The sequence below is a fragment of the Streptomyces sp. NPDC051578 genome (assembly GCF_044454045.1).
Lineage (GTDB): Bacteria > Actinomycetota > Actinomycetes > Streptomycetales > Streptomycetaceae > Streptomyces.
This window is the reverse complement of the sequence record NZ_JBITDH010000002.1, coordinates 76,628-96,887: the sequence shown is the minus strand read 5'-3', so window position 1 is coordinate 96,887 and position 20,260 is coordinate 76,628. Positions and strand designations below refer to the sequence as shown.

Genomic DNA, 20,260 nt, shown 5'->3' with positions numbered 1-20,260 from the left:
AGGGCATGACGCAAAAGCGCAGCGCCGGTCTGCTGCTGTTCCGCGAGGCCGACGCCGGGGTCGAGGTACTGCTGGGCCACATGGGCGGCCCGCTGTGGGAGCGGCGCGACGCCGGGGGCTGGGCGATCCCCAAGGGGGAGTACGGCCCCGACGAGGCGCCGCTGGACGCGGCCCGCCGGGAGTTCACCGAGGAGATCGGCCTGCCGCCGCCGGAAGGCCCGTACCTGCCGCTCGGCGAGATCCGGATGGCCGGCGGGAAGCTGGTGACGATCTGGGCGGTACGCGCCGATCTGGATCCGGCGTTGATGGTGCCCGGCACCTTCACCATGGAGTGGCCTCCGCACTCGGGCCGGCCGGCCGAGTTCCCGGAACTGGACCGGGTGGCCTGGTTCCCTCCCCCGGCGGCCAGGAACAAGCTGATCGCAGGCCAAGTTCCCTTCCTGGAGCGCCTGTTGGCGCTCACAGAGGGTTGACCCGACCTTGACTTGCCAACAAACCCCACCTGCATGGACATTGCACATATGACGAACGTCGTGCTGGTGGGAACCCTGGACACCAAGGGTGTCGAGTACGGCTGGCTGCGCGAGAGGCTGCTGCGCGCCGGCGTCGAAGTGATCACGGTCGACACAGGAATCATGGGCGAGCCCCGCATACCCGCGCAGGTACCGCGTGAAGCGGTCGCACGGGCGGCGGGAACGGAACTGGCGCAACTGCGGGCGGCAGCCGACCGGGGCGCCGCCGTCACCACCATGGCCGAGGGCGCGGAGGCGACACTGCTGCGCCTGCACGCCGAAGGCCGGCTCCACGGGGTCCTCGCGATCGGCGGCAGCGGCGGGACCTCCATCGCCACCCGGGCGATGCGCGCACTGCCGCTGGGCGTACCGAAGCTGATGGTCTCCTCCATGGCCTCGGGCGACGTGGCCCCGTACGTCGGATCCGCGGACATCACGATGATGTACAGCGTCGTGGACATAGCGGGGATCAACAGCGTCTCCGCCCCGGTGCTGGCCAACGCGGTACAGGCGATCGCCGGCATGGCCAAGGGGTACGCCCGGGCCTCGCTGAGGCGTCGGCGGCCGGCCCGGCTGGGGGCGGGCTCACGGCCGCTGGTCGCCGCGAGCATGGCGGGCGTCACCACGGTCGGCGTGGACGCGGCCCGGGAGCGGCTGACCGAACTCGGCTACGAGGTGCTGGTGTTCCACGCCACCGGCAGCGGCGGCCGCACCCTGGAGAAACTGGCCGGTCAGGGCATCTTCGCCGGGGTCCTCGACCTCACCCTCAGCGAGCTCGCCGACGACCTGTGCGGGGGCATCCTCACCGCCGGCCCCGACCGGCTCAGCGCGGCCGGCCGGGCCGGGGTCCCGCAGGTGGTGAGCCTCGGCGCGCTGGACATGGTGAAGTTCGGGCCGCTGGAGAGCCTGCCCGAACGGGTCCGCTACCGCCGGATCCGCGTCCACAACCCCTCGATCACCGTCATCCGCACGACGGCGGCCGAATCCGCGGAACTGGGCCGCCGGGTCGCCGGGAAGCTCCGGGCGGCGACCGGTCCGACGGCGGTGTGCGTCCCACTGCGCGGACTGTCGACGCTCGGCGCGCCCGGTGGCCCCTACCATGACCCCGGCGCGGACCGGGCCATGTTCACGGCGCTGCGCGACGGACTGCGGGGCAGCGCCGCCCGGCTGCACGACTACGACACCCACATCAACGATCCGTCCTTCGGACGGGCCGCGGCGGAGCGGCTGCACGCCCTGATCGGCGCGGAACGGGCCGTGGCGTGACGGCCTGACCCACCCGCCCGGGCCCCCGCTTCGAGACACCCCCTGCGGCAGGGAACCGGCCATGGCGGAAACCGTGTCCCAGGGGGTGCCGGCCGCACGGACCGGCACTGGGACACGGTGGGGCCATGGAGGGGGAACGATGAAAGACGCGTGGACGGTTCCCGGGTACACGCCGGTCCGGGAGCTGGGTGCGGGCGGAAGCGGCCGGGTGGTGCTGGCGGTCCACGAGGCCACGGGCACGCCGGTCGCGGTGAAGTACCTCGGCGAGCGGCTGCGCGAGGACCCCGCATTCGTCCGGGAGTTCCGGGCGGAGGCCCGGCTCCTCGGCGGTCTGCGCTCCCCGCACGTGGTGAGGTTCTACGAGTACTGCGAGTACACGCAAGGGCCCGGCGGGGCCGCCATCGTGATGGAACTCGTCGACGGGATCTCCCTGCGCGCCCTGCTGAAACAGTCCGGCGCAGGCACGGAGCCGGAGGCCGCCCTGGTGCTGCTCAAGGGCTCGCTGCTGGGGCTGGCCGCCGCGCACCGGGAGGGGGTCGTGCACCGCGACTACAAACCGGAGAACGTACTGGTCGCTGCGGACGGTTCCTCGAAACTGGTGGACTTCGGGATCGCGGCCGGACGCGGGACCACGCCGGGCGTCGCGGGCACGCCGGCGTACATGGCGCCCGAGCAGTGGCAGGGCCGGCCGGCCTCCCCCGCGGCCGACGTGTACGCGGCGACGGCGACGTTCTTCGAGTGCGTGACGGGACACAAGCCCTTCCCCGGAACGAACTTCGCGGAGCTGGCCGTCCAGCACGTGGAGGCCCCGGTACCGGAGACCGAAGCGCCGGAGCCGGTGCGCCCCCTGATCCGCCGGGGCCTGGCCAAGGCGCCGGAGCAGCGGCCGGAGAACGCCGAGGCGTTCGTGGCGGAGCTGGAGGAGGTGGCGCTGGCGGGTTACGGGCCGCACTGGGAGGAGCGCGGACAGCGCAAGCTCGCGGCCCTGGCGGCGCTGCTGCCGCTGCTGTTCCCGTCGGCGAGCGCCGCGGCGTCCGGCACCACGGCGCTCGCGACGACCGTGCTGCCGCCCGCGAGGGCGAGTTGGGCGCCCGGGCGGCGCGGCGCGCTCGCGGCGGCGGCCGTGGTGGTGATCGGGGCGCTGCTGCTGTTCACGTACGAGGCCGTCGCCGGGGAGTCCGGCGGGGCGGCCACGCTGAGCGCGTTCGCGACGTCGAGCGCGGGGCCGCCGGGCGGTGGGGGGCCGGGGCCGGGCGCCCCGGTGTCCGCGACGCCCTCGGCGTCGGTGTCGGGGTCGCCCTCGCCGTCCGTGTCCGCCTCCCCCTCGGCCTCGGCCTCGGCTTCTGCTTCGGCTTCTGCTTCGGTGACACCGAGCCCGACTCCGACGCCCACGCCGACGCCGACGCCCACACCGACTCCCACTGCGACGAAGCCGACTCCCACCGTGAAGCCCAGCCCGCCGGTCACCGTCTCGGGGGTGAAGGCCACCCTGCTGGCCGGCCCGAGCACCGGACAGGTGAACGTCTCCCTCGATGTGAAGGGCGGCCCGGCGACGGTGGTACTGGAGTGGTTCCTCGGAAACGGCCCCTCCGACCTGCGCGTCGCCGACGGCACGGACTCCGTCCCCGTCGAGGCCGGTTCGGCGACGGTGACCCGGGCCCACGCCTTCACCCGCGGGGCGGGCTGCTACCTGAGCGTGCGCGTCACCACGACGCCCTCTTCCGGGAGCGTCGTCGTCTCGAAGCAGATCCCCAGGTGCCAGGAGCCGCCGCGATGAGCGATCCCCACGCCCCCGAAGGCGACGACTACAGCGCCACGGTCCTCGGCAGCCAGTGGTTCAGCGGGCCGCCCGAGCCGTCGGACGCCACCGGGCGACCGGACGTCCCCACCCAGCGGTACGGCACCCGGCACTACGACGCGCCCGCGCTCGACACCCGTCGGCTCGGTACCCGGCGGCTCGACACCCCCGAGCCCGACAGCCCCACGCCCGTCACCGCCGCGCTCGGGACGCCGCGGCTCGACACCCCGCAGACCGTCCAAGGCGCCGCCCCCGACCGGGTCGACGGGCCGGTGCTGCGGTTCGGCCCCGGCGTCACGGCGGCGATGCCCGCGCCGTTCCCCGTGACGGTGCCCGCCGCGGCTCCGCGACGCCGCCCGGGGCAGTGGCGGCGCTACACCCTGGCCGCCGTGGTCCTGGCCGGGGTCCTCGCCTATCTGGGCTGGCAGCGGTTCGGTCCCGCCCTCGCGGTCCGGGACCTGGCGGTGACCACCGACCCCAAGGGGCCGGAGTGCGATGCGGCCGCCGATGTGCTGGCCGTCGTACGGACCAACGGGCGCCCGGGTACCCTCACCTACCACTGGGAGCGCAGCGACGGCACCCGCTCCGAGGAGCTCACGGAGCGGGTCCCGAGCGGGCGTACGGAGGCCCGGCTGCACCTGCTGTGGACCTTCCAGGGCGTCGGCGCCTACGAGGCGCGGGCCGAACTCCGGCTCGACTCGCCCGGGCAGCGCGCCGATGCCGTCGGGTTCACCTACCGCTGCCGGGCATAGGGCGGCGGCCCTCGCGCGGAAGGCCCGCGGCCGCTCGGGGAGGAGCGGCCGCGGACCGACCCGGCCGGCCTGTCCGTGGCAGGCACGTCTGTGGGGCCCGTCCGCGGCGGGCACGCCTGTGGGGCCCGTCCGCGGCGGGCACGCCTGTGGGGCCCGTCCGCGGCGGGCGGCCGGGCGGGTCAGAAGCGGGCGTGCGCCGTGATGTCCGCCGCGAACTCCCCTGTCATCGCCGGGGTCACCGTCGGCCTGCACTGCGCGACCGCCGCCAGGTAGTCCCCGGTGCCCGCGCCCAGCTGAGCTGCGGCGGCGCCCCGCGCGCCCACCGCCTCGAGGTCCCGCTCGAAGGACACCTGCGCCGCGATGCGCGCCGCGTGCTCGATGTCCGCCGGGGTGAACAGTTCGGTCGCCTCCACCAGCGCCGCCACGTCGACGTCCGGGCGCCCGGCCGTGTAGCGCGACCAGATCGCGGCGCGCGCCCCGGCGTCCGGGGTGCCGATCGGGATCAGGTAGTCGAAGCGCCCCGGCCGCAGGAAGGCGGGGTCAAGGGAGCGGATGGAGTTGGTGGCGCAGACCAGCAGCCGCTCGTCGCCCTCCCGGAAGCCGGGTATCAGTTTGAGCAGCTCGTTCGTGACGCCGTGGATGCCGCCGGGCTGCGCCGGCTCGGTCCGTACGGGCGCAATCTCCTCGACCTCGTCGATGAAGACGAGGACGCGCTCCAGCTCGGCGATCCGGGCGAAGGCGTCGCGCAGCGCGGCCGCCAGGTTGCCCTCGTCCGCGAGCCGGGAGGGCAGCAGCTCCACGAAGGGCCAGCCCAGGCGGGAGGCGATGGCGCGGGCGAAGGTGGTCTTGCCGGTGCCGGGCGGTCCGAAGAGGGTGATCGCGCGCGGCGGGCGCACCCCGTGCGCGGCGGCCCGTTCGGGCTCGGCGAGCGGGAGGACCACGCGGCGCTCGATGAGGTCCTTCTCGTTCTCCATCCCGGCGACCTTGGGCCACAGGTCGTTGGGGAGGAAACGGCCGCCGAGGTCGTCGAGGAGACCGGCAGCCGGTCCGTGCAGCGGCTCGGTCTTCTCGAAGTAGGCGACGGCCGGCTGGCGCGTGTAGCCGGCGTTGAGCAGGCCCTCTCCGAGCAGGTCCTCCTCGGGCAGGACGTAGGCGATCCGTCCGACGCGGGCGGCGATGAGCCGCCGCTCCAGTTCGACGAGCAGGGCGCTGGCCAGGCCGCGGCCGCGCCAGCCCGCGGCGATCGCGATGCGCATCACCCAGGCGCGTTCACCGGTGACGCAGGCGAGGGCCGCGCCGATCGGTACGCCCTGGTGGACGGCCACCACGCAGGGCTGCCGGTCGGTGAGCGCGCTGATGCACTCCGCGAGCGAGAAGACGGATTCCTGGCCGAGCTCCGCCGTGGTGTCGATCAGGTGGACGACAGCGGCGAGATCACTCTCGCGGTAGTCGTGGATCAGCCAGTTCACCGGGTACCGCCCCTCGTTCGTGCTCCTGCGGCGAGGCTAGGGGCGGCCGGGCCCCGCGATCACCCTCCGCGGTGCACAACACCGGGTCCGGAAACCGTCCGCGCCGTCCATAGACTCGCGTCTCCCCGTGCGAAGAGCCGTGCCGTGCGACGGCAGGCACGCGCCGTCTGCCCGGCAGGTGCGCCCCGTCCGCCCGGAGGCGCATGCCGGAAATGGGTGCCGTTTCGGCACTTCCTCCATGGCCGGCCCCGGATTCACAGCGGATTCTTATGGAATCCAGGGCTCCGACCACAGGCTCGCTGGGCAGGCTCAGGTGCATGATCCGCAGCATGCTCCCCAGACAGGCCGCTCCCGTCGGCTCCTCCCGCGTCCGGCGGGCGTCCCGGGTCCTGCTCGCGCTGGCGGCGATGGCCGCGCTGCTGAGCGTCGATCTACCGGACGCCGGAGCCGCCGCGCCGCTCGGCGTCACCGCGCGGGCCGAGCCCGACGCGGGCGCCGACCGGGTGGGCGCGCTGTTCGCGGGCGGGCTGGACGGGGGCCACTTCTGCACCGCCGCCGTGGTGCACAGCGACGACCGGAGCGTGATCGCCACGGCCGCGCACTGTCTGGACAACCCGGACAGCACGGTGTTCGCGCCGGGCTACCGGGACGGGAAGGCACCGTACGGGCTGTGGAAGGTGACCAGCGTGTACATGTCCCCGCGCTGGACGCAGGGGCGGGACCAGGACGAGGACATCGCCTTCGCCTCGGTCTCCCCGGTCACGGGGTCGGAGCAGGTCGAGGACCTGGTGGGCGGCTTCCAGGTCGCCCCCGACCAGTCGACGGACGTGACGGTGACGATCGTCGGCTACCCGAGCAGTGACGAGTCGCCGCTGCGCTGCACCAACGCCACGAGCTTGTTCTCGCCGACGCAGCGCCGCATCGACTGCCCCGACCTCAGCGGCGGCACCAGCGGCAGCCCCTGGCTGGCGAACGGCGCGGTGGCCGGGGTCCTGGGCGGCTACGAGGGCGGCGGCCTGGCCCCGGAGGTGTCGTACAGCGCGGTGATGGACGACCAGGCCCTGGAGCTGTACCGCGAGGCGGCGGTCGCGGGCTGAGGTCCGTCCCCCCAGATCCGGGCCCGGACCGGGCGACCCCGACAGGCCTAGGACTCGGCGGGCCGGAACCAGGTCGGTTCGTCACGCAGGGCGCGGTGGATGCGGTTCACGGCGAACGGCTCCAGCGGCGGCAGGGCGTCCGCCGCGAACCAGCCGACTTCCAGCAGCTCGTCGTCGTGCGGCCGGGCCTCGCCGCCGGTGGCACGGCAGCGGAAGGTGATGTCCTGGAACTGGCAGACGTCGCCGTTGGGGTAGGTGATCGGTTCGAGCATCTCCACGAGCACGACCCGCTCGGGGACGCACCGCACGGCCGTCTCCTCGTACACCTCGCGCACCGCCGTGTCGGCGGGTTGTTCGCTCGGTTCGGCGATCCCGCCGATCACCGACCAGAGGCCGGTGTCGGCGCGCCGGCCGAGCAGGATCCGGTCGCGGTCGTCCACGACGATGGCGGTGACGCCGGGCAGCAGGAGCAGCAGGTGCCCGGCGCCGGCCTCACGGACCGCGCGTATGTAGTCAGGGGTGGTCATGGCCCCGACCCTACGAGACGCCCCGCCCGCACCCGCGTCATGCGGACCGGCGGGCGTGAACCCGGCGGGTCGCCACCCAGCCCAGCCCGCCGGCGGCCACCAGGAGCAGCGCGTACTCGGGCAGCGGTCCGAGCCGGGTGGCCGGGGTCTGCGTCGAGCGCAGCGGGATCTCGGCGACCAGCGCGTCGGCGGTGAACATCTTCGTCTGCTGCACGACCGTGCCGTCGGGCCGGATGACCGCGCTGACCCCGCTGGTGACGGGAACGAGCACGGTCCGGCTGTGTTCGACGGCCCGGATCCGGTCCATGGCGAGCTGCTGGTAGGTCATCTGGCTCCGGCCGAAGGTCGCGTTGTTGCTCGGTACCGCGATGACCTGGGCACCCGCCTGGACGGTGGAGCGGACGGCGTCGTCGAAGGCGGCTTCGTAGCAGGTGACCATCCCCGCCCGGGTGCCGGCCATGTCGAAGACACCGGGTTCCTTGCCCGGGCCGAAGTCACGGCGTACCCGGTCCACGTCCTTGCTGAAGATCCGGACGAAGGACCGCATCGGCATCCGTTCGCCGAACGGCTGGATCTTGCGCTTGTCGTACGTCGCGGTCGGGCCCTTGACCGGGTCCCAGAGGATCATCGTGTTGCGCAGCGGGCCGGTCGGCGGCTCCAGCACGGAGCCGATCGCGACGGGCACGCCGATCCGCTTGACCGCCCGGTCGATGACGTCGTGGGCGTCCTGCTGGGTGAACGGGTCGATGTCGGAGGAGTTCTCCGGCCAGACGACGAAGTCGGGCTGTCGGGCGCGGCCGGCCTTGACGTCGTCGGCGAGCTGGAGGGTGCGGTTGGCGTGGTTGTCGAGGACGGCACGGCGCTGCGCGTTGAAGTCGAAGCCGGCTCGCGGGACGTTGCCCTGGATGACGGCGGCCACGGCCGTGCCGTCCTCGGCGGCGTCGGAGACCAGTGGCCGCGCCGCGAGGGCCGCGCCCACGGGCAGGGCGACGGTGAGGGCGGCGAGCGCGGCGGTGGTGCGGCGCGGCTGTGAGCGGGCGGTGCGCCAGGCCTCGTACAGGCCGAACCCGCACAGGGCGACCGCGAAGGAGAGCAGCGGGGTGCCGCCCAGTGCGGCGAGCGGCAGGAAGAAGCCGTCGGCCTGGCCGAAGGCGAGCTTGCCCCAGGAGAAGCCGCCGAAGGGGGCCCGGGCGCGCAGCGCCTCGCCGGCGATCCAGAGGGCGGAGGCCCACAGTGCCCGGCCGGGGAGGGTGCCGACGAGGGCGATGCCGAGGCCGGTGAGGCCGAAGATCAGCGCTTCGAGGGTGACGAGGGCGATCCACGGGACGGGACCGACGCCCTCGCTGGTCCACACGAGCAGCGGGAGGAGGTAGCCCAGCCCGAAGACGAAACCGAGGCCGAAGCCGGCCCGGGCGCGACGGCCGCGCAGGCAGCCGGCCAGCAGGGCGACGGCGAAGGGGGCCAGCCACCACAGGGGGCGGGGCGGGAAACTCAGGTAGAGCAGGACCCCGGCGAGCGCGGCGAGCGCCGCCCGGGCCGGCCAGGCGCCCAGCAGCCGGTCCAGGGCGCGGGCGGCGCTCGCCGGTGCGGTGGACTGCGCGGGCTCGTTCCCGGCCGCTCGGGTGACACTGGTGCTCATTTGGCGGAGTGTACGTTCCCGGCGCGCGACAGTCCTCAGGGACTCAGTGCGCCAGGGCGCGCAGGTGGGTCCGGATGACCCGGACGGCGTTCTCGGCGTCGTCGACGGTGACGGTGAACAGCTTCCCGTCGTCCAGGCGCAGCTCAAGGCCCTCGCCGCGGCGGACGATGACGGCGGTCCCCCGCTCGGGGCGCCAGCGGTAGCCCCATCCGCCCCAGTGCTGGGGGGTGATCCGGGGCACGAACTCGGCGGAGGTCACCTCGGCGAGCCGGATGGTGCGGCGGGGCAGCCCGATGTGGCCGCAGCGGACTTCCACGGCCCGGGAGTCGACGGTGACGGCCACGTGGACGAAGGCGAGGGTGCCGAAGAGGATGAGCAGCCCGGCCGCGAAGCAGCCGATCACGGACATCAGCAGCGGCACGGTCCCGGAGGTCCAGCTGGCGTCGACGGCGAGTTCGACGCCGAGCGCCAGGCACGCGGCGCCGGCCGCGGCGAGCAGCCACTGCGCGCGGTTGGATGCACGGCCGGTCCAGAGCGGACCCGGGGGGTGACCCGTCATGAGTGCAGCGTACTCACGTCCCGCCCCGGCGCCCTCCGACACGTCGCCGCCCGCCCGGTCCGGCCGGGGCGGCGGGCCGTGACGATCCGGTGGAGGGTCCGGGAGGCGAAGGCGATTCGCTGGACGCGGCGGCGGCGCTTCCGGTCGCAGGCCCCCGTGGCGGCGCTCACCGGGGCGTTGGCCGGGGCACGGCACGGGCAGGGGGCCGTTCCGGCCGAGCGGGTCGGGCCGCTGCACGTGCCGCTGCCGGGGTTGGGGGCCCGCTCCTGGACGCGGTGGGCTGCGGCGGCCGGCTCAGCGGCTCGCCGGGGCCGCCTGAGGGTCGGGGGTCAGCTCCAGGCGGCGGCCCCGGAAGGCGCTGCGCAGGCGCCGGTCGTGGGTGACCAGGACCAGGGTCCCGGTGAAGTCGGCCAGCGCCGCCTCCAGTTCCTCCACCACGGCCGGGGCCAGGTGGTTGGTCGGCTCGTCGAGGAGCAGTAGGTCCAGCGGGGCGGTCACCAGCCGGGCCAGTTCCAGCTTGCGGCGCTGGCCCGCGGAGAGGTCCCGGACGGGGCGGGTCAGGTCGGGCGGGGCCAGCAGGCCGAGGGCCGCGACCTCGTCCGCGTACTGCGGGCCGGACAGCTCCGTCACCGAGCGGGCCTCTCGCCCCAAGGGGTCGTCCTGGCGCAGCAGGCCCGTGCGCGGGGGCGTGCGTACGGTGCCGCGCGCGGGGGTGAGCTCCCCCGCGAGGAGGTGCAGCAGCGTGGACTTCCCCGCCCCGTTGGGCCCCGTGACCAGGAGCCGCTCACCGGGTTCGAGCCGGAAGGAAATCGGAGCCAGCCGTCCCGGCACGGCGAGCCCGTCGGCCTCCACCACGCCCGCCGCACCCGCCGTGAACCGCCCGGTGAAGCGCAGCGGACTCGGGGGCGGTGGCACCGGGTTCTCGGTCAGCCGGTGCAGGCGTTCGCGGGCGGTCCGGATCCGGCCGGCCGCCCCGTGGGTGCGGGAGCGGGCCCGGAACGCGCCGGCCCCGCTGAAACCGCGCGGCAGTTTGCGCGGGATCGCGGCGAACCGGCCGATGTTGGTGTCGGCGAGCCGCTCCGCGTCCCGGATCTGCTGGCGCCACTGCTCGTACTGACGCTCCCAGCGGGCGCGTTCGGCGGCGCGGCCGGTGAGGAACCCGGCGTATCCGTTGCCGTACCGGCGTACGGTGCGGCGGTCCTGGTCGACTTCGAGGATGGCGGTGGTGACGCGGTCCAGGAAGAGCCGGTCGTGGGTGACGGCGACGACGGTGCCGCGGTGGGCGCGCAGGTGGTCCTCCAGCCAGCCGACGGCTTCGTCGTCGAGGTCGTTGGTCGGCTCGTCGAGCAGCAGGACCTCCGGTTCGGCCGCCAGGGTCGCCGCGAGCGCCAGGCGTGAGCGCTGCCCGCCGGAGAGGGTGGCGAGCGGCCGGTCCGGGTCGGGCGCGGTGCGCTCGCCGAGCCGGCGCAGGGTGGTCGCCACGCGCCGGTCGGCGTCGGGGCCGCCGCGGGCCTCGTAGGCGGCGAGGAGGTCGGCGTACGCGGCGAGTTCCTCGGGGCCGGCCTGCCGGAGCCGGGCTTCGGCGGAGCGGATCCGGCGCTCCAGCTCGCGCAGTTCCGTGAGCGCGAGGTCGATCGCGTCCCGGACGCGGGCGGTCGGGGGCAGATCCAGGGTCTGGGCGAGGTGGCCGACCCCGCCGGGCGCGGTGACGGTGACCTGCCCGTGGTCGGGGCGCTCGCGGCCGGCGAGGAGCCGGAGCAGCGTGGACTTGCCGGATCCGTTGTCGCCCACGACGCCGACCCGCTCACCGGGGCGGACCGTGAGGCTGACGCGGTCCAGTACCACCCGGGTGTCGTAGGCCTTGCCGACCTCGGACAGGGCGATCTGGGTGGAGGCGAGGGGGGCGGGAGCGCGCAAGGGCGATTCCTTCATGGGCGGATGGGGCGCTGCGGGGTGACCTCATGGGACACCCCAAGCGATACGAGACGTATCGTCTCACCTGGTTCGCCCACGATACCCACGGCCCGGCGGGACGGCGACCGATATCTCCCGCGATGGAAGGGGCCGCGCTAGGCCACCGGGTTCTCGACCAACGTGACCCGGTTGCCGTCTGGGTCGTGGAGGGCGGCGAACCGCACCTTCCCGGCACCCGGCTGGACCTCCCCCGCCGCGATGCCGCGCCCGGCCAGCTCGGAAAGCGCCCGGTCCAAGTCCTGCACGACGAGGTTGAGCAGGGTCTTCCCCGCGTGCTCGGGGCTCTGGAAGACCTGCACCCAGGCGGACGGGGAGACGTGCCAGTCCGCGAGCCCGGCCATCGGCCGCGCATCGGCCGGCCTGCCCAGGAGGCGCTCGTACCAGAACACCGCGGACTCGAAGTCACTCACCGGGGCCACTGCGAGTACGTGTGTGAACAACATGTCCTGCCGCCCTCCGTCGCGAAGAGTTCCGTCCCTCTTCCGACTCCCGGCGGACGGGAAACTCATCGGCGACGCGGCACGCCGGTTGCCGGGCCGGGCCGGCCCGGGTCGGGTCGGGTCGATGCGCGAGCGAGGGGCGCGCAGTCCGGCGGCTGCGGCGACGCCGGCCGTGACGGGCCCGCGTCAGTGCGCGAGGGGCGCGCCCTCGGCGAGCAGGCGGCCCTCGGCGTATCCGAGGGCGGCGGCGGGCAGGGGTCCCTGCTGCCCGCCGAGCAGCACGGTCAGGCCGCCGGTGCGGGGCAGGTCCGGCTGGGGGCGGGCTCCGATGCGGCGCAGCGCCTGCACGGCGACCGCCTCGGCGGAGCCGTAGAAGACGAACCCGGCGCCGCCGGTCCGTTCCGCGAGGGCGGCCCGGATCGGCGCCTCGACCAGCTCGTAGTGGGTGCAGCCGAGTACGACGTCGGTGACGTCGGCCGGGGTCAGCGCGGCAGCCGCGGCGACGGCCCGCACGACGGCGTCCTCGTTCCCGCGCTCGACGGCGTCGGCGAGGCCGGGGCAGGGCACCTCGGTGACGTGGGCCCCGGCGGCGAACTCCTCGATCAGCCCGCGCTGGTACGGGCTGCCGGTGGTGGCGGGCGTCGCCCAGATCGCGACCCGGCCGCCCGAAGCAGCGGCGGGCTTGATCGCGGGGACGGTGCCGATGACCGGGATGGCCGGCTCCAGCTCCGCTCGCAGGGCGGGCAGGCTGTGCACGGAGGCGGTGTTGCAGGCCACGACCAGGGCGTCCGGGCGGTGCTCGGCGGCCGCCCGGGCGACGCCGAGGGCACGCCCGGTGAGGTCGGCGGGAGTACGCGGACCCCAGGGCATCCCCTCGGGGTCGCACGACAGCAGCAGATCGGCGTCGGGCCGCAGCCGCCGCATCGCGGCGGCCGCCGCGAGGAGGCCGATTCCGGAGTCCATGAGGGCGATCTTCACCTGGTCACCTTAATCGACGCGACGCCCCGCCCCCGCGAGGCCGCCAACCCCGACCACCCCCACCGGCGCTTTCCGCCCCGCCCGGCCCGGTCGCTTCGCCCGCCGTACGCCCCCGCCCGCTGGCGCCCGCCCTGGTGACACCCGCCCCGCCGACGCCGCCCGCCCCGGGACACCCGCCCGCACGTCAACCCCAGCCGCACCACCGGCACGGCGACCACCCCGCGGTCCCGCTCCGAACCGGCGACCCGCCCGCCGCGCCCGGGACCCGCACCGCCGGCGGCACCCGGCGCGCTGGTGCGGATGCGCGACACGGCCCCTCCCGTTCGGCACACTGCGGCCATGGGCATCCTCCTCGCCGCCGCCTACGCCTCCCTCGCCGCCTGGCTCTGGCTCACTCTCGCCCAGGGCATGTTCTGGCGCACCGACGTCCGCCTCCCCCCGCGCACCGCCCCCGCCCGCTGGCCGTCCGTGGCCATCGTCGTTCCCGCCAGGGACGAGGCGGAGGTGCTCCCCCGCAGCCTTCCCTCGCTCCTCGCCCAGGACTACCCCGGCGCCGCCGAGGTGATCCTGGTCGACGACGGCAGTACGGACGGCACCGCCGACCTCGCCCGGTGCCTGGCCGGGGAACTCCCCGGGTTGCCCCTCACCATCGTCTCCCCCGGCGCCCCGGACCCCGGCTGGACCGGCAAGCTCTGGGCCCTGCGCCACGGCATCGCGCACGCCCGCACCGCCCGCACCGCCGAACCCGAGTACCTCCTGCTCACCGACGCCGACATCGCCCACGAACCGGACAGCCTGCGCGAACTCGTCGCCGCCGCGACGTCCGCCCGCCTCGACCTGGTCTCCCAGATGGCGCGGCTGCGGGTCGCCACGTACTGGGAGCGGCTCCTCGTACCGGCCTTCGTCTACTTCTTCGCGCAGTTGTACCCCTTCCGCCGGGTCAACCGCCCGGGTGGGCGGACCGCGGCGGCCGCCGGCGGCTGCGTGCTCCTGCGCACGGAGGCCGCCGTCCGGGCGGGGGTGCCCGACTCGATCCGGCAGGCCGTGATCGACGACGTCTCCCTCGCCCGCGCCGTCCGGCGCTCCGGTGGCCGGATCTGGCTCGGACTGGCGGAGCGGGTGGACAGCGTGCGCCCGTACCCGGCGCTGGGCGACCTGTGGCGGATGGTCTCGCGGAGCGCCTACGCACAACTGCGCCACCAACCGTTGCTGCTGGCGGGGACGGTGGCCGGGCTCGTTCTCGTCTACCTCGTGCCGCCGGGCGCCCTGTTCGCCGGGCTCGCCCTGGACCGCCCGTCCGTCGCCTGGGCGGGAGGTCTGGCCTGGCTGCTGATGGCCGGTACCTATCTGCCGATGCTGCGGTACTACCGCCAGCCCGCCGTCCTCGCGCCGCTGCTTCCGTTCACGGCCCTGCTCTACCTCCTGATGACGGTCGACTCGGCCGTCCTGCACTACCGCGGCCGCGGCGCCGCCTGGAAGGGCCGGACCTACGCCCGGCCCCGTGACGCCTGACCTCTCACAGAACCGGCTGAATGGGCGTCATGCGAGGTCAGGGCGCAGGCTCGCACTCGGTGACGCTGCGTCAAGCCCAAGTACGTGCAACTCCCAACCGGTGAGTACGAGTAGGAACAAGGTGGGGTGGAAGTCGCGAATCGTGCACGTGAACGTGAAGTGAAAGCTGTGGCCCTGACCTGGGAATATGCAGGTCAGGGCGGGGTTGACGGCACCTCGCTATGGACCCCGTGAAGTCGTGGGCTTAACTTAGGTCCCATGACCTCCCCCCGCTCCACTTATGGCGGCGGTTACTACTCCGCGCCCTCCTTCCCGGACACCCCCATCTACGATTCCCTCGTCGCCGAACGCGGCACTCCGCAGATCGCCCCGATCCGCGTTCCGGCCGCCTACGACACCCCCGGTTCCGGTTATTCGAGCGGTGGGTACCTGCCGGCCCTCCCGTCCGCCCTCCCCGCCCTGCCCGCCGCGCCCTCGATGCCCCAGCAGCAGAGCGCCCCGGCGTACGGGTACCCGTACCAGCAGCAGCCCGCCCCGCAGATGCAGATGCCGGTGCCGCTGCAGAACGCGCCCGCGCCGTACGTGCCGCAGCAGCAGCCGGTCGGCGCCCGCGCGGGGTACGCCCCCCAGCAGCAGCCCCGCCCGGTTCCGACCGGCGCCGGGTACGAGGCCATGCGCCCGGCCGCCCCGCGCCCGATGCAGGCGCCCGCGCAGGTCCCCTCGTACGAGGATCCGTACGGCCGCCCCTACCAGGGGCGCGGCTACTAGGCCCGCGGCCACCGGAGCACGGCCGCGGCGGCTGACCCCCGCGCGGCCCTGTGGGAAGAGGTGCCGGGAGCCGCGGGGGCGGCTACTGGCAAACTGCACTCATGTCGAACCTGTACGTCCAGTCGCTCCACGTCTACCCCGTCAAATCGATGGCGGGGATCGATCCCGTCGAGATGGCCGTGGAGCCCTGGGGGCTCTCGGGTGACCGCCGGTGGGCCGTCATCGACATCGAGGGCGCGGTCATCACGCAACGCCAGCAGGCCCGGCTGGCGTTGGCCTCGGCACGTCCGATGGAGGGCGGCCGGGTGGAGCTTTCCGCGCCGGGCATGGCGGACCTGGTCGTGGAGGTGCCGGAGCCGGGCCCCCTGGAGCCGGTCGTCCTGTTCGGGAAGAAGATCGAGACCGTGGTCGCGTCGACCGCCGCTGCCGACTGGCTCTCGGCGTACCTCGGCCTGCCCGCCCGTCTCGTACACCTGGACGATCCCGCCGTACGCCGCCCCGTGGACCCGGACTACGCGCTGCCGGGCGAGACGGTGAGCCTCGCGGACGCCTATCCGCTGCTGGTCACCACCCTCGCCTCGCTGGACGCCCTCAACGCGCTGATAGCCGAGGGCGGCCATCCGGAGGAAGGGCCGCTGCCGATGAACCGCTTCCGCCCGAGCCTGGTCGTGGCCGGCGCCGGGGCGTGGGCCGAGGACGGCTGGCGGCGCATCGCCATCGGGGACGCCGTTTTCCGCGGGGTGCGGGAGTGCGGACGGTGCATCGTCACGACCACCGACCAGTCGACGGCGCAACGCGGCAAGGAGCCGCTGAAGACACTGGCGAAGCACCGGCGGATCGGGAAGTCGCTGGCGTTCGGCCGGCAGGTGGTGCCGGTGGCGCTGGGAACGGTGCGCGTCGGCGACGAGGTGCGGGTTCTGGAATAACACCTTCGAGGGGCTCCGCCCGCCCGCCGGAACCAGCGGGCACCGCGGCGCCGTTGGATCATTCGAGACGTGCGGGCACGGGCTCGGACGGGGCACAGGGGAAGGTGCGCCGGCCGGGGCCGGGCCGGGTGCGCATGTCTCTCGCGTTCCGGAATGCGCGTCCGCCGGGCATGCGGGAAGCTGGGACGCGCAGGCAGGCGGAGGCGAGGGGGTGCCGGACCGTGTGGACAGCAGTGGGTGTGTGGCGTTGGCGGCGCAATCCGCTGCGCCGCAGGACTGATCTTTTCGAAGCGTGGCTGGCGCTCGCCGCGGCGGTGTGCGTCCTGGTGGTCGCTCCGGCCGTCGGCTGGCTCGCGGGCACGAGGGTGGACGATACGCTGCAGCGCGCCGTGCACGAGCAGCGGCAGGATCGGTACCTGGTCCCGGCGGTGGTGCTCCGGCCGACCCAGGCCGCGCCCGAGGGCGGCGTCGCCGCCGACAAGTCGGCGGGGCCGCAGACACCGCAGCGGACCCGGATCCTCGCCTCGTGGACCGCGCCGGACGGCAGCGTCCACCGGGGGACGGTACCGGCCGCCGAGGAACCGCCCCGGGCCGGTGACCAGTTCCGGATATGGACGGACACCAGCGGCCGGCTGGTAGGGCAGCCGCTCGCAGCCTCCGCCGCCTCGTTCCACGCCGTGATGGCCGGCCTGGCGGCCGCCCTGGGCGTGGCCGCGCTGGTGGAGACGGTCCGGCGGCTGATCGTACGGCGGCTCATGCATCGGCGGTACATACGCCTGGACCGGGCGTGGGCGGCGGTCGGGCCGGATTGGGGCCGGGCGGACGCGGGCAGCTGACCTGGCAACTCACCAGCCCCGCGCGCGCTACGGTGGACCGGGCAGGCCGGCCGCCGGGCGACTCCGGCGGTGACTGTCGCACGCGAGGACGAGGGTGGGGGCACGACAGCACCATGGCTCAGGGCACGGTCCAGGTGACACACGGCGGGGCTTCGCGCTGGCGGCGCCGCTCCGGTGAGTACGCGACGCTGACCGCCGCGCTCGCCGTCGCCGGCGACGGTGACGTCCTGTCGATCGCGCCCGGCACCTATCGGGAGAACCTGGTGCTGCGCCACGCCGTCACCCTCCGGGGACCCGAGGGCGCGGTCGGATCCGTGCGCATCGCCCCTCCCGACGGCGTCGCGCTGACCGTGAGCGCCTCGGCCGTGGTGCAGGACCTGTATCTGGAGGGCCAGGACCGGACGGCGCCCGCACTGCTCGTCGAGGACGGCTCGCCCGAGCTCACCGACCTGCGGGTCCACACCCGTTCGTCGGCCGGCATCGAGGTCCGCGGCGCCGGGGCCAGGCCCCTGGTGCGCCGGTGCACGGTGGAGAACCCGGCCGGGGTGGGCATCGCCGTACTGGACGGCGGCGGCGGTGTGTTCGAGGAGTGCGAGGTCGTGGCGGCCGGGCAGAGCGGCGTCTCGGTACGGGGCGGCCACCCGCGCCTGGAGCGCTGCCGCATCCACCACGCCACGGGCGCGGGCATCGCCGTCACCGGGGAGGGCTCGGGTCTGGAGGCGCTGGGCTGCGAGGTCTACGAGGTCAAAGGCACCGGGGTACAGGTCGCGGCGCGGGCCGTCGCCCGGCTCACCGACTGCGCGGTGCACCGCACCTCCGCCGACGGGGTCACCCTCGACACCGATGCCGTCCTCACCCTCGCCGGCTGCGACATCCACGACATCCCGGAGAACGCGGTGGACCTGCGCTCGCGTTCGGTGCTCACGCTGAGCCGCACCACCGTGCGCCGCTTCGGCCGCAACGGCCTGTCGGTGTGGGATCCGGGGACCCGGGTCGACGCCCGGTCCTGCGAGATCCACGACAGCACGGGGGACTATCCGGCGGTGTGGATCAGTGACGGGGCCACGGCCTCGCTGGACTCCTGCCGGGTGCACGACGTACCGGACGCGCTGTTCGTCCTGGACCGGGGCTCCCGCGCGGACGTGGTGGACAGTGACCTGTCGCAGGTGCGCAACACGGCCGTCTCGGTGAGCGACGGGGCCACCGCGCAGCTGGACGACTGCCGGATCCGGGAGGCGGCCACCGGCGCCTGGTTCCGCGACCACGGCAGCGGCGGCACCCTCGCCAACTGCTCCGTCGACTCCGTCCAGACGGGCGTGATCGTCACCAAGGGAGCCGACCCGGTCCTGGACCGCTGCGTGGTCACCTCCCCCGCCGAGGCCGGTTTCTACGTCTCGGCGGGCGGCCGCGGCACGTTCACCGCGTGCCGGGTGAGCGGAAGTTCCGGCTTCGGCTTCCACGTGATCGACGGCAGCCGCACCTCGCTGGCCAAGTGCCACACCGAGCGTTGCGCGCGCGGCGGTTACGAGTTCGCGGAGGACGGCCCGGTGGCGGAGGACTGCACCAGCGACGAGTCGGGACCGCGCCTCGCCGCTCAGTCTGCGGCCGCCGGCGGCCCGGCTCGCGAACGCGCAGGGATCCGTACGGTGACGGCTGCGGGGAGCCCCGTACCGGGGGCGGCCGCCGTACCGGCACCGCGTCCCGCCGACGAGCCGGATCCCGCCGCCGCGCCGGCCCGGGGCTCCGGCGAGGTGCTGGGCCAGCTCGACGCGCTGGTCGGCCTGGACAGCGTCAAGCGCGAGGTGCGGGCCCTCACCGACATGATCGAGGTGGGGCGCAGACGGCAGCAGGCGGGCCTCAAGGCGGCGTCGGTGCGCCGGCACCTGGTGTTCACCGGCTCCCCCGGTACCGGCAAGACCACCGTCGCCCGGCTCTACGGGGAGATCCTCGCCTCCCTCGGGGTCCTGGAGCGGGGCCACCTGGTCGAGGTGTCCCGGGTGGACCTCGTCGGCGAGCACATCGGGTCCACGGCGATCCGTACGCAGGAGGCCTTCGAACGGGCGCGGGGCGGCGTGCTGTTCATCGACGAGGCGTACGCCCTGGCGCCGGAGGACTCCGGCCGCGACTTCGGGCGCGAGGCGATCGACACGCTGGTGAAGCTGATGGAGGACCACCGGGACGCGGTGGTGGTGATCGTCGCCGGGTACACGGCGGAGATGGAGCGGTTCCTGACCGTCAACCCGGGTGTGGCGTCCCGCTTCTCCCGGACCATCACCTTCGGCGACTACGGGCCGCAGGAGCTGTTGCGCATCGTGGAACAGCAGGCGGAGGAGCACGAGTACCGGCTGGGCGAGGGCACCGCGAAGGCACTGCTGGCGTACTTCACCGAGCTGCCCAAGGGGCCTGCCTTCGGCAACGGCCGCACCGCCCGCCAGACCTTCGAGTCCATGGTCGAGCGCCACGCGGGACGCGTGGCGCAGCTGAGCGACCCGGGCACGGACGAGCTCACCCTGCTCTTCCCCGAGGACCTTCCGGCGCTCCGGGCCGGCTCGGCGGCGGGCCCCTGACGAGCGTCCGAGAACGTCCTGGAGACATCTGACGGGGCAGCAGGTAGGGTGCGGCGTTCCGCTCCGCCTATGTGCAGGGGGTAAACCGATGACTCGCCGACTCCGGGCAGTGGAGCTGGACTTCGCCGGGACGGCGCCGGTCCGGCTCGTGTTCACGGCGCGCATGACGCAGCCGCCGGCACCGGTCTACCAGGCGCTCGCCGAGCGGGTGCCGGACTGGCCGGCCTGGTTCAAGGCGGTCACCCTGGCCCGCTCGACGCACGGCGGTGCGGGCCGTGAGATCGGGCTGATGGGCGGAGTCCGGTTCCGGGAGACCGTCGTGGCGGCCGAGCGGGGGCGGCGCTACGCGTACCGGGTGGACGAGACGAACGTCCCCGGCCTGCGGGCGCTGCTGGAGGAGTGGTGGCTGAGCCCGTCCGGTTCCGGGACGCGGATCCGGTGGACGTTCGCGGCGGACGGACCGGCGCCGCTCCGGTTCGCCCTCGCCGCGGCCCGCCCGGGGCTCGGCCACTCGTTCCGCTCGGCGGTGGGCGCACTCGACGCCCGTCTGATCGCCGCCCGGAGCTGACCGCCCGGCACCGACCGCCCGTCTGAGCACCCGGCACCGAACGCCCGGCACCGACCTCCCGGCGCGGGCCCG

General features: G+C 74.6%; 18 protein-coding genes. 11 read left to right on the top strand and 7 right to left on the bottom strand.

The genetic code is table 11. The features are described from left to right. Positions 1 to 5 precede the first annotated feature (5 nt). The 4 genes from ACIA6C_RS11410 (at position 6) to ACIA6C_RS11395 (ending at position 4,328) form a co-directional block, all read left to right on the top strand. Entirely contained in the window at positions 6 to 473 is a 468-nt protein-coding gene (locus ACIA6C_RS11410) for an NUDIX domain-containing protein (RefSeq protein ID WP_399274705.1), read from the top strand. 48 nt (positions 474 to 521) lie between these two features. Then, positions 522 to 1,778, top strand: a complete 1,257-nt coding sequence (locus ACIA6C_RS11405; RefSeq protein ID WP_399274703.1) for a Tm-1-like ATP-binding domain-containing protein — start codon at positions 522 to 524, stop codon at positions 1,776 to 1,778. Positions 1,779 to 1,917: 139 nt separating this feature from the next. Continuing rightward, entirely contained in the window at positions 1,918 to 3,555 is a 1,638-nt protein-coding gene (locus ACIA6C_RS11400; RefSeq protein ID WP_399274701.1) for a serine/threonine-protein kinase, read from the top strand. Further along, positions 3,552 to 4,328, top strand: coding sequence for a hypothetical protein (locus tag ACIA6C_RS11395; RefSeq protein ID WP_399274700.1), 777 nt, complete (start codon positions 3,552 to 3,554; stop codon positions 4,326 to 4,328). Before ACIA6C_RS11400 ends, ACIA6C_RS11395 begins: the two co-directional genes overlap by 4 nt. A gap of 179 nt (positions 4,329 to 4,507) precedes the next feature. Here ACIA6C_RS11395 and ACIA6C_RS11390 read toward each other — a convergent pair whose 3' ends face one another. Next, on the bottom strand, positions 4,508 to 5,797 hold the full coding sequence (locus ACIA6C_RS11390; RefSeq protein ID WP_399274698.1) for an ATP-binding protein: 1,290 nt from the start codon (positions 5,795 to 5,797) through the stop codon (positions 4,508 to 4,510). A 329-nt stretch (positions 5,798 to 6,126) separates the two neighbouring features. On the opposite strand from ACIA6C_RS11390, the gene ACIA6C_RS11385 reads away from it, so the two are divergent. Next, positions 6,127 to 6,894: a trypsin-like serine peptidase gene (locus ACIA6C_RS11385; RefSeq protein WP_399274696.1), complete on the top strand. Its 768-nt coding sequence runs from the start codon at positions 6,127 to 6,129 to the stop codon at positions 6,892 to 6,894. A 47-nt stretch (positions 6,895 to 6,941) separates the two neighbouring features. Here ACIA6C_RS11385 and ACIA6C_RS11380 read toward each other — a convergent pair whose 3' ends face one another. The 6 genes from ACIA6C_RS11380 to ACIA6C_RS11355 form a co-directional block, all read right to left on the bottom strand. After that, positions 6,942 to 7,421 carry an NUDIX hydrolase gene (locus ACIA6C_RS11380; protein ID WP_399274694.1) on the bottom strand — a complete coding sequence of 160 codons (480 nt, stop codon included), beginning with the start codon at positions 7,419 to 7,421 and terminating at the stop codon, positions 6,942 to 6,944. A 37-nt stretch (positions 7,422 to 7,458) separates the two neighbouring features. Continuing rightward, complete coding sequence (gene lnt / locus ACIA6C_RS11375; protein WP_399274692.1) at positions 7,459 to 9,060, bottom strand: apolipoprotein N-acyltransferase; 1,602 nt, start codon at positions 9,058 to 9,060, stop codon at positions 7,459 to 7,461. Between the two features lie 43 nt (positions 9,061 to 9,103). Further along, positions 9,104 to 9,619 carry a hypothetical protein gene (locus ACIA6C_RS11370; RefSeq protein ID WP_399274690.1) on the bottom strand — a complete coding sequence of 172 codons (516 nt, stop codon included), beginning with the start codon at positions 9,617 to 9,619 and terminating at the stop codon, positions 9,104 to 9,106. 294 nt (positions 9,620 to 9,913) lie between these two features. Beyond that, entirely contained in the window at positions 9,914 to 11,551 is a 1,638-nt protein-coding gene (gene abc-f, locus ACIA6C_RS11365; RefSeq protein WP_399274688.1) for a ribosomal protection-like ABC-F family protein, read from the bottom strand. A 137-nt stretch (positions 11,552 to 11,688) separates the two neighbouring features. Continuing rightward, positions 11,689 to 12,036 (bottom strand): VOC family protein, encoded by a 348-nt coding sequence (locus ACIA6C_RS11360; protein ID WP_399274686.1) that lies wholly within the window; start codon positions 12,034 to 12,036, stop codon positions 11,689 to 11,691. Between the two features lie 183 nt (positions 12,037 to 12,219). Next, positions 12,220 to 13,011 carry a glutamate racemase gene (locus ACIA6C_RS11355; protein ID WP_399274684.1) on the bottom strand — a complete coding sequence of 264 codons (792 nt, stop codon included), beginning with the start codon at positions 13,009 to 13,011 and terminating at the stop codon, positions 12,220 to 12,222. Positions 13,012 to 13,350: 339 nt separating this feature from the next. Between ACIA6C_RS11355 and ACIA6C_RS11350 the strand changes: the two genes are divergently transcribed. The 6 genes from ACIA6C_RS11350 to ACIA6C_RS11325 all read left to right on the top strand — a co-directional run bounded on the left by ACIA6C_RS11350 (position 13,351) and on the right by ACIA6C_RS11325 (position 20,188). Continuing rightward, the gene (locus ACIA6C_RS11350) at positions 13,351 to 14,523 is read left to right on the top strand and encodes a glycosyltransferase (RefSeq protein ID WP_399274682.1); all 1,173 of its coding nucleotides are present in this window, start codon (positions 13,351 to 13,353) and stop codon (positions 14,521 to 14,523) included. Between the two features lie 258 nt (positions 14,524 to 14,781). After that, the gene (locus tag ACIA6C_RS11345; protein ID WP_361137395.1) at positions 14,782 to 15,291 is read left to right on the top strand and encodes a DUF6643 family protein; all 510 of its coding nucleotides are present in this window, start codon (positions 14,782 to 14,784) and stop codon (positions 15,289 to 15,291) included. Positions 15,292 to 15,392: 101 nt separating this feature from the next. Further along, on the top strand, positions 15,393 to 16,217 hold the full coding sequence (locus ACIA6C_RS11340; RefSeq protein WP_366083170.1) for an MOSC N-terminal beta barrel domain-containing protein: 825 nt from the start codon (positions 15,393 to 15,395) through the stop codon (positions 16,215 to 16,217). A 221-nt stretch (positions 16,218 to 16,438) separates the two neighbouring features. Then, entirely contained in the window at positions 16,439 to 17,053 is a 615-nt protein-coding gene (locus tag ACIA6C_RS11335; RefSeq protein ID WP_399274679.1) for a hypothetical protein, read from the top strand. A 113-nt stretch (positions 17,054 to 17,166) separates the two neighbouring features. Continuing rightward, on the top strand, positions 17,167 to 19,620 hold the full coding sequence (locus ACIA6C_RS11330; protein ID WP_399274677.1) for a right-handed parallel beta-helix repeat-containing protein: 2,454 nt from the start codon (positions 17,167 to 17,169) through the stop codon (positions 19,618 to 19,620). 88 nt (positions 19,621 to 19,708) lie between these two features. Continuing rightward, entirely contained in the window at positions 19,709 to 20,188 is a 480-nt protein-coding gene (locus ACIA6C_RS11325) for an SRPBCC family protein (protein ID WP_399274675.1), read from the top strand. Positions 20,189 to 20,260: the final 72 nt, after the last annotated feature.